10 protein-coding genes are annotated in these 13,502 nt (G+C 69.3%); 2 read left to right on the top strand and 8 right to left on the bottom strand.

The window, feature by feature from the left end:
- Window positions 1-119 precede the first annotated feature (119 nt).
- Window positions 120-1,616, bottom strand: coding sequence for an FAD-linked oxidase C-terminal domain-containing protein (locus AncyloWKF20_RS16430; RefSeq protein WP_279315062.1), 1,497 nt, complete (start codon window positions 1,614-1,616; stop codon window positions 120-122).
- Window positions 1,617-1,859: 243 nt separating this feature from the next.
- Here AncyloWKF20_RS16430 and AncyloWKF20_RS16425 point away from each other — a divergent pair, with 243 nt between their 5' ends.
- Window positions 1,860-2,258, top strand: coding sequence for a hypothetical protein (locus tag AncyloWKF20_RS16425; RefSeq protein ID WP_279315061.1), 399 nt, complete (start codon window positions 1,860-1,862; stop codon window positions 2,256-2,258).
- A 19-nt stretch (window positions 2,259-2,277) separates the two neighbouring features.
- Here the strand turns inward: AncyloWKF20_RS16425 and AncyloWKF20_RS16420 are convergent, their stop codons facing one another.
- Window positions 2,278-3,030: a hypothetical protein gene (locus AncyloWKF20_RS16420; RefSeq protein WP_279315060.1), complete on the bottom strand. Its 753-nt coding sequence runs from the start codon at window positions 3,028-3,030 to the stop codon at window positions 2,278-2,280.
- Between the two features lie 320 nt (window positions 3,031-3,350).
- On the opposite strand from AncyloWKF20_RS16420, the gene AncyloWKF20_RS16415 reads away from it, so the two are divergent.
- On the top strand, window positions 3,351-4,658 hold the full coding sequence (locus AncyloWKF20_RS16415; RefSeq protein ID WP_279318004.1) for a DUF3422 domain-containing protein: 1,308 nt from the start codon (window positions 3,351-3,353) through the stop codon (window positions 4,656-4,658).
- 226 nt (window positions 4,659-4,884) lie between these two features.
- On the opposite strand, the gene AncyloWKF20_RS16410 is transcribed toward AncyloWKF20_RS16415, so the two are convergent.
- From AncyloWKF20_RS16410 to ileS, 6 genes are all read right to left on the bottom strand, one after another.
- Window positions 4,885-5,844: a hypothetical protein gene (locus tag AncyloWKF20_RS16410; RefSeq protein ID WP_279315059.1), complete on the bottom strand. Its 960-nt coding sequence runs from the start codon at window positions 5,842-5,844 to the stop codon at window positions 4,885-4,887.
- Between the two features lie 257 nt (window positions 5,845-6,101).
- On the bottom strand, window positions 6,102-7,502 hold the full coding sequence (locus AncyloWKF20_RS16405; protein WP_279315058.1) for a pitrilysin family protein: 1,401 nt from the start codon (window positions 7,500-7,502) through the stop codon (window positions 6,102-6,104).
- Window positions 7,499-8,863, bottom strand: a complete 1,365-nt coding sequence (locus AncyloWKF20_RS16400) for a pitrilysin family protein (RefSeq protein WP_279315057.1) — start codon at window positions 8,861-8,863, stop codon at window positions 7,499-7,501. Before AncyloWKF20_RS16400 ends, AncyloWKF20_RS16405 begins: the two co-directional genes overlap by 4 nt.
- Before the next feature lie 279 nt (window positions 8,864-9,142).
- Window positions 9,143-9,808 (bottom strand): hypothetical protein, encoded by a 666-nt coding sequence (locus AncyloWKF20_RS16395; RefSeq protein ID WP_279315056.1) that lies wholly within the window; start codon window positions 9,806-9,808, stop codon window positions 9,143-9,145.
- 93 nt (window positions 9,809-9,901) lie between these two features.
- Window positions 9,902-10,390 carry a signal peptidase II gene (gene lspA, locus AncyloWKF20_RS16390; RefSeq protein WP_279315055.1) on the bottom strand — a complete coding sequence of 163 codons (489 nt, stop codon included), beginning with the start codon at window positions 10,388-10,390 and terminating at the stop codon, window positions 9,902-9,904.
- Window positions 10,391-10,412: 22 nt separating this feature from the next.
- Window positions 10,413-13,469 carry an isoleucine--tRNA ligase gene (gene ileS / locus AncyloWKF20_RS16385; RefSeq protein ID WP_279315054.1) on the bottom strand — a complete coding sequence of 1,019 codons (3,057 nt, stop codon included), beginning with the start codon at window positions 13,467-13,469 and terminating at the stop codon, window positions 10,413-10,415.
- Window positions 13,470-13,502: the final 33 nt, after the last annotated feature.

Here is a 13,502-nt window from a genome sequence, read left to right as displayed (position 1 = left end):
TCGCCGACCGCCGCGCAAGCCGGCAAGCGATCCCGGATCGGTGCTGCGCACCGTCCAGGATGACCTGGGAAGATCGCGCTCCGGCCGGGATGACGGGTTGGGACAGGCGGGCCCGTGCATCAGAACCTCGGAATGTCGGGGAAGGGCAGCTTGCCGCCGGAGACATGCATGCGGCCGAGTTCGGCGCAGCGGTGAAGCACCGGGAACACCTTGCCGGGGTTGAGCAGCGCCTCGGGATCGAAGGCGCATTTCAGCCGCTGCTGATGGGCGAGGTCGATCTCGTTGAACATGGAAGGCATGAGGTCACGCTTCTCGACGCCCACGCCATGCTCGCCAGTGAGCACGCCGCCCACCTCGACGCAGAGCAGCAATATGTCGGCGCCGAAGGCTTCCGCCTTGTCGAGCTCGCCGGGTTTGTTGGCGTCGTAGCAGATCAGCGGGTGGAGATTGCCGTCGCCGGCATGGAAGACATTGCCGCATTTGAGGCCGTATTTCTCCGACATCGCCTCCATGCGGCGGAGCACCTCGGGCAGCGCCTTGCGCGGAATGGTGCCGTCCATGCAGAGATAATCCGGCGAGATGCGGCCGACCGCGGGGAAGGCCGCCTTGCGCCCGGCCCAGAAGGCGACGCGCTCCTCCTCGCTGGTCGAGGCGCGCAATGTCTGGCAGCCGAGCGTGCCGGCGATCTGCGCGACGCGCTCGATGAGGTGGTTCACCTCCGCTTCCGGCCCATCCAGCTCGACGATGAGCAGCGCCTCGACATCGAGCGGGTAGCCGGCACCGAGAAAGGCCTCGGCGGCGTGGACCATCATGCGGTCCATCATCTCCATGCCGCCGGGAATGATGCCGGCGGCGATGATGGCGGCGACGCATGCCCCCGCCGCCTCGGAGGAGGGAAAGCCCACCAGCACGGCGCGCGCCGTCTCCGGCTTCTTGAGGATGCGCACCGTCACCTCGGTGACGACGCCGAGCAGCCCCTCCGAGCCGACGATGAGGCCGAGCAGGTCCAGCCCGCCGGAATCGAGGTGCTGCCCGCCGAGGCGCACCACCTCGCCGGTGATCAGCACCATCTCGACGCCCAGCACATTATTGGTGGTGAGGCCGTATTTCAGGCAATGCACGCCGCCGGAGTTCTCGCCGACATTGCCACCGATCGTGCAGGCGATCTGCGAGGAGGGGTCGGGCGCGTAATAGAAGCCCTCATGCGCCACGGCGGTGGTGATGCCGAGATTGGTCACGCCCGGCTGCGCCGTCACCGTGCGGTTGGCGAAGTCGATGTCGAGAATGCGGTTGAACTTGCCCATGCCGAGCAGAATGCCGTCGGCCAGCGGCAGCGCGCCGCCGGAGAGCGAGGTGCCCGCCCCGCGCGGCACGACCGGAATGCCATTGGCATTGGCATAGGCCAGAACCTGCGAGACCTGCTCGGTGGTCGAGGGCAGCACCACGGCGAGCGGCAGCTGGCGATAGGCGGTGACGCCGTCGCTCTCATAGGGGCGCATTTCGTTCAGGGAATCGATCACCCCCTCGCCCGGCACGATGGCGCGCAGGGCGGCGATGATCTCGGCCCGGCGGGCCAGCACATCGGCCTTCGGCGCGGGCATGACGAGACCGGACATGGCGTTTCTCCCCTGACCACGCGCCGTTGACCGGACGTGCCTGCGGTTTCGACCCATTCTAGGGAATAGCGGCTCGGTACACCATGGTCAAAAAAAATGACCACGCACCCCTTCACACCTTCGTCGCCCGACGATCCGGTGCGGCCCGCCCTTGCGCGGGATCAAGGCGGCGCCATGTGCATCATTCTAGGCAGACGCAGCCTCGGCAAACGGGGCGCGGTCCCGATAAGGAGGAAACATCCCATGTCCGAGGTCGACACCGCCACGCTGCAGCGCATCCGCCTGCATCTCGCCCGCTCGCCGGAATTCCCCGCCGGCAGCGCGCGCCATGGCTATGAGTTCCTCGCCCCGCTCGACGCCGCCGGCCATATCGACCTCGCGGCGTGGAAGGGGCTTCGGGAGCGCTGCACCGTCACCCGCTTCTGGGACCATGACGCGCCCGAGCACGGCCATCTCGTCCATCGCGCGGGCGGGACGCACGGGGCGACCTGGGTGTTCGATTATGAGCCGGGGGCGAGCGAGGATGACGAGGCGGGCTACCGCTTCGGCGACCACGCCTTCGTGCCGGGCGAGTATGTCTCGGTGCGCGAGGAGGACGGCGACATGCACACCTTCGTGGTGTTCTCGGTGGTCGCCGCCTGAAGAGGGCGGGACGCGCGCCTCAGTTGGGTGCGCGGATCACCGCCGGCTCGGCCACGGGCGTGGCGGGGGCGGCGGCGGTCTCGGTCGCGGACGGCGCTGTCACCGCAGCGGAGGGAGCGGTGGCCGCCGGGGTCGCCGGCGCGGGAGCGGCAACCTGCGGGGCCGGGCGCGGCGCGCGCGGGCGTGCCGGCTTCTCGATCATGGCGATGACCCGCAGATGCAGCTCGGCCGCCTTCTCGATGTTGAAATGGGTCAGCTGCCCGGCGCCGGTGAGGTCGACATTGTCGACGCGCGGGCCGGACACCGCCTTGCCGGCGCCGCCGGACTGATAATAGTTCACCACCTTGCCGATCTTGGCCGAGGCGGTCTTCATCGACACCGGATCGAAGGTGACGACCAGCGGCACGGGAATGCCGGCGGCGCTCACCTTGTTGCCCATGTCGACCGCCGCATCGGCGCCCAGCGAATGGCCGATGATGATGACCGGGGTCGGGCGGCGCTTGCCGGCCCGGGCATCCTCGATCGCAACATTGGCCAGCGTCTGCCAGTCGACATAGGAATGCACGCTCGCCTTGATGCCGCGCGCGTTGAGCTTGGCGGTCAGGTCGTCCATGCCGAAGGAGAAGATGTTGGCCAGCCCGCGCATCAGATAGACGCGCACCTGCGGGGCGTTGCGGTTCTGGCTCTGGGCGTTCGCGGCGGCCGGAAGAAACGTCATCAGCGCCGCGACGAGAGCGACGACGGCAAGAGCCCAAGACCGCGCGAACTTCATGTCCCGATTCCCGAATTGACCAACATTGTTCATGACTCCCGCGAACGCGGCAAATCAAACGAATTTTGTTCCGTTCTGACTTAGCAACGCGGCTGATGCGGGCGGGCAACAGGCGATGACGGGTAAACCCGCGCCCGATGCCGCACGTCCCAGCCTCTTGCCAGAGCGACGTGCGCATGCAACCGACTGGTACCGTCCAAAGTTCCACGCGCGGCGGCGGAGAGCCGGGACAGCGGGCGAACAGGGAGCCAGAGACCGTGACGACCAGTCCCTCCGCCACTTCAGGGCTCGCCGCCGGGCGCAGCGATGCCGGGCCGAGCCTGCCTAATGCCGGCGCTTTCTACGATCATCCGCTGCGCGCGCCGGTTCTCGCCGAGCTGCATGCGCGACCCTTCGTGCCGGTGAGCACGCCGGCGCGCATCCTCCATGTCGCCTTTCTCGTCGACCGCGCGCAGGCAAAGGCCGACCGTGCCGCCTTCGCCGCGCTCTGTGTCGCGCGCGGCCAGTCCGGCCCGCACCGGGACGCCAAGCAGCATCGCGTAGCCTTTGGCGGCGCCGTGCTGCGCTGGGAGCGCCACGCCGAATTCACCACCTATACGTGGGAGCTGCCGGCCGAGGATCTGACCGAGGGCGGCCTGCCCTTCCACCCCTCTTCCGGGAGTCTCGCCCGCACGCTGCTGCAGGTGCCGCAGCCCGGCCCGCTGCTGGTCGCGGTCGATCTGCAACTGGTGACCGACACCGCCGACGCGCTGCCGCTCGACCGGCTGTTCGACCGCGCGAGCCTCGCGCGTTCGGATGTCGAGGACGGCCTTGCCGAGATCGCCACCGATTTTCAGCCGGACCCGTCGGGCTTCGTGCGCATCCTGGTGCGCGACCGGGGCATGACGGATGACGCCGCCGGCGCGCTGATCCAGCGCGTGCTGGAGGTCGAGACCTACCGCACCCTGGCTCTGCTCGGCCTGCCGGAAGCGCAGCGTCTCGCCCCCACCGTGGCGCGGATCGAGAACGAGCTGAGCACCCTCACCCGCGAGATGCGCGACACCGAGGGGCTGGCGGCCAACAACAAGCTGCTCGACGCGCTGACCACGCTGGCCTCCGAGCTGGAGGCGGACGCCGCCGCCTCGCTGTTCCGCTTCGGCGCGACACGGGCCTATGAGGAGATCGTCGGCGACCGGCTGCAGGCGATCGGCGAGCAGCCGATTTCCGGCCACCCGACCTGGCAGGAATTCCTCTCGCGCCGGCTGCAACCGGCCATGCGCACCTGTCAGGCCATCGAGCAGCGGCAGGCGGGGCTGTCGGTCAAGCTGTCGAGCGCCGCCAACCTGCTGCGCACCCGGGTCGATGTCGAGCTGGAGCAGCAGAACCGCGACCTGCTGCGCTCGATGAACCGGCGCGCGCGCATGCAGCTACGCCTGCAGCAGACCGTCGAAGGCCTCTCGGTCGCGGCCATTTCCTATTACGTCATCAGCCTGCTGCATTACGCCCTCGAAGGGCTTCACGCGCGCTTCGAGGCGTGGGGACTGCATGTCGATATCGGGCTGGTGACCGCCATCGCCGTGCCGCTGGTGGCGCTGACCATCTGGAGCGGCGTGCGCCGCATCCGCAAGGGTCATTTCGACGAGGAATGAGCCGGGGAGCGGGGCACGCCCGCAGGACTCTCACCCGGCTGCACTCCGCACGGCGTCATCCCCGGACTTGATCCGGGGATCCATCACAGTGCCGTTCGTCCGTCGGCGCCCAGGCATGACCAAGGGCAGGCGAGCGCCGGGCGGGACGAGGCAGAACGCGATCCCGGCTCGGCCATCGGCCGGCCGGCATGACGGTTCACGAGGCGGGCGGCGCGGCCCGGCCGTGTTACTGCGCGAAGGTGCCCGTGGAGGGCGCGGGCGCGCCGATCCATTGGTTATCGCTGCTGCTGGCGGCCGGAGCCGCCGGAGCGGGCGCGGCGGCAGCCGGTGCAGGAGCGGTAGTGGCAGGACCGGCGGGAGCCGTTGCGGCCGGCGTCGTCGGCACGGTGCGGACCGGGGCGGTCGCGGCCGGCGCGGCGGTGGCCGGCGCCGCCTGAACCGGGGTGGTCTGCGCGGCGGGCGCGGTACGGGGCGGCGTGGTCGCTGCCGCCGGGCGGGTCGCGGCAGGCGCCGCGCTGGTGGCGGGCGCCGGGGTCGCCGGACGCGGACGGGTCTGCTGCTGCGCCGGGCGCGGACGCGCCGCCGGCTTCTCATTGGCGCCCTGCGGATCGAAGCCGACATAGACGACATACTTGTCGAGCACGTCGGAGCTCGGGCGCGGGAAGCTGATGTCGTCGGCCACCAGGGCGAAGTCGACCTGCAGCACGCTCGGGCCGATCTCCACCGGCACGGAATAGAACTTCGTCCAGATCGACTGCGGCGTCGGGCCCTCATGCACGACAGCGACGCGGATCGGCACGGTCACCCGGCCCGGCCCGCCCTTGGCGCCGAGCAGCACGCGGCCCTGAATGCCCACGCGCATGGTCATGTCCGGCGAGCTGTAGCGGCACTCGCGCGAGAACTGGCCGAGCGTCGCCTGGTAGCGCACGCCGCCATCGCCCGGCTCGGTCACCTGATAGGCCGCCGCGCCGCCGCGCACCTCGACGGTGGGGCAGGAGAAGTCGGAGGTGTCGCCGGCGGGCCCGGTCGTGTTGGCCGTGGCTTCGACCGTGGTGGTCTGGATCTGCGAGCCGAACAGGCCCTGATTGCCGGCATTGCCGGTTCCCATCGGGCCTTCATTGCCGCCACCGCCGCCAATGCCGGCACCGGCACAGCCGGCCAGCAACAGGCCAAGGGGGAGGAGCATCAGGGCGTCACGAAGGCCCCGCCCCTCGCCCCGCGGGCGGCTCAGGTTCAGCAGTTCAGCTCCACGCATACACATACTCCCCGCCGAGGCTGGTAAGACCGCCACGACCCCGGCACAGCGGAGCCCGGCCCCTTCGACACATTCGACCGGCGGCTCTTATAGCAGGCGATCACGCGCGGGGGGAACATGCCCCGGAAGGAGTTTGCGTGGCAGGAAAACGCCGGCCGTGAGGCCGGCGTTGCCGGAGATGAGAGGGCTCAGCCGCCCTGCGCGGGGGTGGGCGCAATACCCGTGGGCTTGCCGACCAGCGAGAACAGCAGCGCCGGGTTCTCGCGCAGCCTGGCGGCGACGCGCTTGATGTCGTCCAGCGTCACGGCGGCGACCAGCGCGTTGCGCCGGTCGATATAGTCGATGCCGAGGTTGTCGATCTGCATCTGCAGGAGCTGGGAGGCGACCTTGGCCGAGCTGTCGAAGCGCAGCGCGAAGGAGCCGATGAGGTAACTCTTGGCGTCCTCCAGCTCCGCCGGGCTCGGCCCGTCGGTCAGCAGCTTGAGATATTCCGCGCGGATCAGCTCGATGGATTCCGCCGTCCGGTCGTTCTTGGTGGCGGTGCCGCCGAGGATCAGCGCGGCGTGGTCGAGCGGGGCGAGGTGGCTATAGACCGAATAGGCAAGGCCGCGCTTCTCGCGCACTTCCTTGAACAGGCGCGAGGAGAAGGCCGAGCCGCCGAGCATGTGGTTGAGCACGAAGGCCGGGATGAAGTCCGGGTCGTCGCGCATCAAACCGATGCCGCCGAAGATCACCGAGGTCTGCGGAACATCGAGTTCCTTCACCACGGTGGTGCCGAGCCCCTGCGGCACGATGTCGGGCACGGGGGTGAGCTGGGCCTTGGCCGGGAGCGCACCGAACATCTGGTCGAGCGCCGGGGCGAGCGTCGCCGCGTCGATGTCGCCGACCACGGCGATCTTGAGATTGTCGCGCGCCAGCGTGCGCGTGGCAAAGCCGGCGAGATCGGCGCGGCTGATGGTCGGCACGCTCTCCAGCGTGCCGGCGACCGGGCGGCCATAGGGATGGTTGGGGAAGGCCGTCGCCGACCAGCCGAGGCTCGCCAGTGTCGAGGGGTCGTTCATCCGCCGGCGCAGGCCCGCGAGCTGGCCCTGGCGGATGCGCTCCACCGCCTCGTCGTCGAAGCGCGGGGCGCTGACCGCAAGGCGCATCAGCTCGAAGGCCGGGCCGATATTCTCCGACAGCGTCCGCAGCGAGCCGCCGACGGAATCGCGCGAGGCGTCGAAGCGCAGCTCGATCGCTTTCTCCGCCATGCGGTCCTGGAAGGCGCGGGCGTCGAGATCGCCGGCGCCCTCGTCGAGCAGCGAGGCCATGAGATTGGCGGTGCCGGGCTTCTGCGCCGGATCCTGCGCCGCGCCGCCGATGAAGGCCACTTCCATGGCGACCAGCGGCAGGGTGGTGTCATGCACCAGCCAGGCCTCGATGCCGCCGGGGCTCACCACGCGCTGGATGCGGGTAGTCTCCGACTGGGCGGGGGTGACGGGGGCGAGGGCAATGGTCATGGCGGCAACAACCGGGGCGAGGGCCTTGAGGGCCTTGGAGAGACGGGCGGAAACGGGCGCGGCGGGGGACAGGCGCGCGAGCCCGTTCATGAACGCTTCTCCGGCTGGGAGGAGGCGGGCTGCGGGTTGGTCGGCTGCGGGGCGACCTGGCGCAGCTCGCTGGTCACGGCGCGGGCCGGGACGAGGTAACGCCGGGCGACGTCGCGCACCTCCTCGGCGGTGACCTGCTTCACCATGTCGGGCCACACCTTCACGTCCTCGGCGGTGGAGCCGGTGGTGAGCGCGGCGCCGTAGATACGGGCGAGCGTCGCCTGATTGTCCTGCGCATAGATCGCCTCGGCAACGAGGCGGGTCTTGGCGCGCTCCAGCTCGGCGGCGTCCGGCCCGTCCTTGGCGAGCGTGCCGATCACCTCGTCAAGCGCGGTCTCCAGCGCCTCCATGGTGACTTCCGGACGCGGGCTCACCGACACGCCGAAGCGCGTGGCGTCGAGCGCGGTCGACTGGTACCAGGCCCCCGCATTGGCGGCGATCGCCTTGTCGACCACCAGCGCGCGGTAGAGGCGCCCGGTGGCGCCGCCACCCAGCACCTGCGAGAGCACGTCGAGGGCGACGCTCTCCTTCTTGTCCATGCGATAGGACGGCACGAGATAGGTGCGCCCGAGGCTCGGCTGGCCGACGCGCGGGTCCGCCAGCACCAGGCGGCGCTCGGCGCGCGGCGTCGGCTCCTGCGGGCGATCACGCAGCGCGGTCTCCGCCCGGCGCGCCACCTTGCCATAGGTCGCCTCGGCGAGGGCCTTCACTTCGGCCGGCTCGACATCGCCGGCGACCACGAGGATCGCGTTGTTCGGCGTGTAGAAACGCTCATAGAAGGCCAGCGCGTCGGCGCGGTTGAGCTCGCGGATCTCGTCTTCCCAGCCGATGATCGGGTGGCCATAGGGGTGGTTGACGAACATCGCCGCCTGCGCGGCCTCGGAGAGCTGCGCGGCCGGGTCGTTATCAGTGCGCATGCGGCGCTCTTCCAGCACCACGTCGCGCTCGGGCAGCACCACCTCGTCGGTAAGCACGAGGCCGGTCATGCGGTCGGCCTCGAACTCCATGACGCGGCCGAGATGCTCCTTGGCGACGCGCTGGAAATAGGCGGTGTAGTCCTGCGAGGTGAAGGCGTTCTCCTGCCCGCCCAGCGTCGCCACCACCTGCGAGAACTCGCCCGCCGGGTGCTTGGCGGTGCCCTTGAACATCAGGTGCTCAAGGAAATGGGCGATGCCGGACTTTCCGGCCACCTCATCGGCCGAGCCGACGCGGTACCACACCATGTGGGTGACCACCGGCGCGCGGTGATCGGGCACGACCACGACCTGCATGCCATTGTCGAGCGTGAACTCGGCGACATCGCCCGCGCGGGCGGCTGTGGTCGAGGCGAGCGAGGCGGCAATCAGCATCACGGCGGACATCAGCTTTCCAGTCGACAGGGTTCCAGACGGCGAAGTTCCAGACAGCATGTGCGGTCACGGTATCCGATTTAAGCGTTGCCGGCGAAACCGGAAGGCCCGGCCGCCGCTTCAGGGTTGCAACTCTGCCACAGATCGCGTGGCGAGAATGAGCCGGCGGTTCAATCCCCTGTGAGCCGCGCCGGTGCGCCACCCTTCGGACGCGGGTTCGAGGCGGGCAAACGCAAACGCCCCGCCGGAGGCCGACGGGGCGTTTTCAGGAAAGAAGGAGGGCGCAGGCGCTCAATTGCGGTCGTTGTTCTTCTGCGTGCGGCTGAACCAGTCGGGCAGGTTCCAGCCCTTATCCTCGGGCCGCTCGGCCACCACGCCATAAGGCGCGTTCGGCGCGGGGGTCTGCAGACCCGGCGGCGGCTCATACAGCTTTTCGCGCGGCGGTTCGCCGTTGAAGGTCAGCGGCTTCTCGGCCTGCTTGTTGCCCCAGCCGAGGAAGCCCATCTGCTTGGGCTGCAGCCAGTCCTCGCGCGAGGCGTTGTTGCGAGCCGCGGCAGGGCCATTATAGACGGCGTTCGGGTTGGTGCCGGTGGCGACTTCCCTCGGCGTCAGGGCACGCGTCGCCTGCTTGTCGCTGAAGATGGTCGGGGTCTTGGCGGCCTTTTCGGCGGCCTGGCGGCGGACGACGTCCTCGTCCTTCGGCCAGGCGGGATTCTGGGTGACGTCGTCGCCCTCGCGCGGGGGCGGCAGCACGTCGCCGCTCGGCGGCACGACCAGCGGGGCGCGCTCGCGGTACTTGATGTCCGGCGGCGTCGGCGCCACGAGGCCGAAGCTGGTCAGCAGCTGCTCGGTGAAATTGTCTTCCTGCGCCGAAGCCGGCGCGGCGGCGAACAGAACGGCCACGCCAAAAGCGCCGACCATCAGGCGGGCGCGCATCGGAAGGGGTCGCTTCATCATCCGGTCGTCTCCTGCGGCATCGGAGGCAGCCCATGCCATGCCCCTGGGGCAGGCGTGCACGGCGTCGGCGGCTCTGGTCTCACGTCAGGACGGCTATTTTACGGCGCCGCCGCGGAAGGAGTCATACAGAAGCAGGCCCACACCGGCAACAATGGCCATGTCGGACAGGTTGAACACGTACCAGTAGAAGCCGAACGCGTGCAGCGACACGAAGTCGAACACCGCGCCATAGGCCGCGCGGTCGATGGCGTTGCCGAGCGCCCCGCCGATCAGCAGGCCGAGCGCCGCCGCCTCGATCCGCCGGTCGACCCGCGCCAGCCAGAACCAGAACAGCACGGCGGCCACGACCTTCAGCCCACCCAGCACCCACCAGCCATCCAGCCCCTGCGAGAACAGGCCGTAGCTGATGCCGGTGTTCCACGCCCGCACGAGATCGAAGAACGGCGTGACGGTGACGATGCCGTTCGGCCCGAAATCGACGCCGTGCACCACGGCAAGCTTCGAGGCCTGGTCGATCACCAGCGCGGCGAGGGCGAACAGCCCGCCATAGAGCGTGAGCGGGCCGGAAAAGCGCAGCTTCATCGCGGAACCCGCCACCCCGCCGTCACTCGGCCGCCCGGCGCGCCGCCGCGAGCTCGCGCAGCGCCAGGGCGTCGCGCGGGGTCACATCCGGGTATTCCGGGTCGGTGCCGACCAGCGGCGAGATCTTCCAGGAGCGGGCGCATTTATGGCCCTGCGCACGGGCCGGCACCACCGCCACACCCGGCACGTCGTCGAGCCGGAAGGCGTCCGCCGGGCCCTCGTCGGGCATCAGATGGGCGTCGGAGGTGATGCAGACTTCCGCCAGTTCCACCGCGCTCACCGCCGCGAACAGGTTCGGGTCGGACACATGGATGACCGGCGCCGCCTCCAGCGAGGAGCCGATGCGCTTGGCCGCGCGTTCCACTTCCAGCGCGCCGAGCACGACGCGCCGCACCTGGCGGATCTTGCGCCATTCATCGGCCAGCGTCTCGTCGCGCCACTTGGCCGGCGTTTCCGGGAAGGTGACCAGATGCACCGAGCCGGTCTCGGAGGGGAAGCGCGCCAGCCAGGTCTCTTCCGCCGTGAAGGGCAGGATCGGCGCCAGCCACACGACGAGGCGGTTGAACACCTCGTCGAGCACGGTCAGGCACGCCCGGCGCGTCACCGAGGAGATCGGGTCGCAATAGAGCGCGTCCTTGCGCACGTCGAAATAGAAGGCCGACAGCTCCGTCGTCATGAAGGCCGACAGCGCGGCGTGCACGCGCTTGAAGTCGAAGGCCGCGTAGGCCTCGCGCACGGTCTTGTCGAGCTCGGCGAGACGGTGCAGCACCATGCGCTCCAGCGCGGGCATCTCGGAGAGCGCGATGCGCTCGGCCTCGCGGTAATGATGCAGCGAGCCGAGCAGCCAGCGCAGCGTGTTGCGCAGCTTGCGGTAGGTCTCGACCGTGGTCTTCAGGATCTCCGGGCCGATGCGCAGATCGTCCGAATAGTCGGAGGCGCAGACCCACAGGCGCAGGATGTCGGCGCCGGAGGATTTGATGACCTCCTGCGGGGCGACGACGTTGCCGACCGATTTCGACATCTTGCGGCCCTGCTCGTCGAGCACGAAGCCATGGGTCAGCACGACGTCATAGGGCGGCCGGGCGCGCGTGCCGCAGCTCTCCAGCAGGGACGAATGGAACCAGCCGCGATGCTGGTCCGAGCCTTCCAGATACATCACCCGGTCCGGCCCGCCGGAGAAGGCCCGGTTGACCTTGAGATCCTCGCGCACTTCCAGCGTGAAGGCGTGGGTGGAGCCGGAATCGAACCACACGTCGAGGATGTCATCGACCTTGTGCCATTCATTGGCGCTGTAGTCGGTGCCGAGGAAGCGCTGGGCGGCGCCTTCCTTGTACCAGGCATCCGCGCCCTCGCTGGCGAAGGCCTCGGCGATGCGGGCATTGACCGCCTCATCACGCAGGATCTCGACATTGCCATCGCCGGTATCGCGCACGAAGACGGCGATCGGCACGCCCCAGGCGCGCTGGCGCGAGACCACCCAGTCCGGCCGGTTCTCGATCATGCCGGTGATGCGGTTCTGCCCGCTCGCCGGCACCCACTGCACGCCGGCGATACCGCCGAGCGCGCGGGCGCGCAGCGTGTCGCCCGTGGTGGACGAGCCATCCGCCGCCGCGATGTCCTTGTCCATCGCGATGAACCATTGCGGCGTGTTGCGGAAAATGATCGGCGCCTTGGAGCGCCAGCTATGCGGGTACTGGTGCTTCAGCCGGCCGCGCGCGATCAGCTTGCCGGCCGCGGCCAGCGCCTTGATCACGGCGTCATTGGCGTCGCCGTCCTTGCCCTTGTCGTCCATGACGCGGGCGCCGGCGAAGAGCGGGACGTGCTCGTAATAGCGCCCGTCCGGCCCGACCGTGTGCGGCACGTCGCCGAGCCGCTCGGCGATGTAGAGGTTGAAGTCATCCGCGCCATGGCCCGGCGCGATATGGACGAAGCCGGTGCCGGTATCGTCGGTGACGAAATCGCCCGGAACGACCGGCACGGGGAAGTCGAAATAGCCCGTCGTGCCCTCGACGCCGCGCAGCGGGTGGGCGCAGACGAGGTGGGTCGGGTCCACCTCCTTGCGGCGCTCATAGCCGGTGACGCGGGCGGCCTTGAACACCTCCTCGGCCAGTTTGTCGGCGAGGATGAAATGCTCGCCGACCTTCGCCCAATTGTCCGGCGCGGCCTCGGTCACCTCATAGACCGCGTAAGTCACGTTCTCAGAGAAGGCGATGGCGCGGTTGCCGGGGATGGTCCAGGGCGTCGTCGTCCAGATGACGACGGAGGCGCCCTCATAGGAGGGGAACAGGTGGATGTCGTCCGCCTGGTCCGGCGCCTGCAGCCCGCCGCTCGCCGCCACGCGCTCGCGATAGCCGGTGACCGGGAATTTCACGAAGATCGTGGTCGACTGGTGGTCGTGATACTCGACCTCGGCCTCGGCCAGGGCGGTGCGCTCGACCACCGACCACATGACGGGCTTGGAACCGCGATAGAGCAGGCCGTTCTCGGCGAATTTGATGATCTCGCGGGCGATCTGCGCTTCCGCGTCATAGCTCATCGTCACATAGGGGTGCGACCAGTCGCCCTCGACGCCGAGGCGCTTGAACTCGGCGCGCTGGATGTCGATCCAGCCCTGCGCGAAGGCGCGGCATTCCTGGCGGAATTCGACGACCGGCACCTCGTCCTTGTTCTTGCCCTTGGCGCGGTACTGCTCCTCGATCTTCCACTCGATCGGCAGGCCGTGGCAGTCCCAGCCCGGCACATAGTTGGAGTCATGGCCGAGCGCGCCCTGCGAGCGCACCACCACGTCCTTGAGGATCTTGTTCAGCGCGTGGCCGATATGGATGTTGCCATTGGCGTAGGGCGGGCCGTCATGCAGCACGAAGCGCGGCTTGCCGGCGCCGGCCTTGCGCTGCCGGCCATAGAGGTCGATCCGCTCCCAGCGCGCCAGCAATTCCGGCTCGCGCTGCGGCAGGCCCGCGCGCATCGGAAACTCGGTCTGCGGCAGGAACAGGGTGGACGAATAATCGTGGCCCTGCGCCGCGCCGGCCTCGCTCGCCGCGCCCGCAGGGTTCCGACCATCACTGTTGCGGCTCGTCATGACGCGCTCCTTCACTCGCCGCACGGTTTAAGC

This window comes from Ancylobacter sp. WKF20, assembly GCF_029760895.1.
GTDB lineage: Bacteria > Pseudomonadota > Alphaproteobacteria > Rhizobiales > Xanthobacteraceae > Ancylobacter.
The sequence above is the reverse complement of the archived record's forward strand: the minus strand, read 5'-3'. Positions and strand labels throughout refer to the sequence as shown.

Coding starts and splice junctions, on each gene's coding strand:
- AncyloWKF20_RS16410 (WP_279315059.1), bottom strand. CDS start 5,844: ATGCTCCTCCCCCTTGGCCTGTTGCTGGCCGGCTGTGCCGGTGCCGGC.
- AncyloWKF20_RS16425 (WP_279315061.1), top strand. CDS start 1,860: ATGTCCGAGGTCGACACCGCCACGCTGCAGCGCATCCGCCTGCATCTC.
- AncyloWKF20_RS16430 (WP_279315062.1), bottom strand. CDS start 1,616: ATGTCCGGTCTCGTCATGCCCGCGCCGAAGGCCGATGTGCTGGCCCGC.
- ileS (WP_279315054.1), bottom strand. CDS start 13,469: ATGACGAGCCGCAACAGTGATGGTCGGAACCCTGCGGGCGCGGCGAGC.
- AncyloWKF20_RS16400 (WP_279315057.1), bottom strand. CDS start 8,863: ATGTCCGCCGTGATGCTGATTGCCGCCTCGCTCGCCTCGACCACAGCC.
- AncyloWKF20_RS16420 (WP_279315060.1), bottom strand. CDS start 3,030: ATGAAGTTCGCGCGGTCTTGGGCTCTTGCCGTCGTCGCTCTCGTCGCG.
- AncyloWKF20_RS16405 (WP_279315058.1), bottom strand. CDS start 7,502: ATGAACGGGCTCGCGCGCCTGTCCCCCGCCGCGCCCGTTTCCGCCCGT.
- AncyloWKF20_RS16395 (WP_279315056.1), bottom strand. CDS start 9,808: ATGATGAAGCGACCCCTTCCGATGCGCGCCCGCCTGATGGTCGGCGCT.
- lspA (WP_279315055.1), bottom strand. CDS start 10,390: ATGAAGCTGCGCTTTTCCGGCCCGCTCACGCTCTATGGCGGGCTGTTC.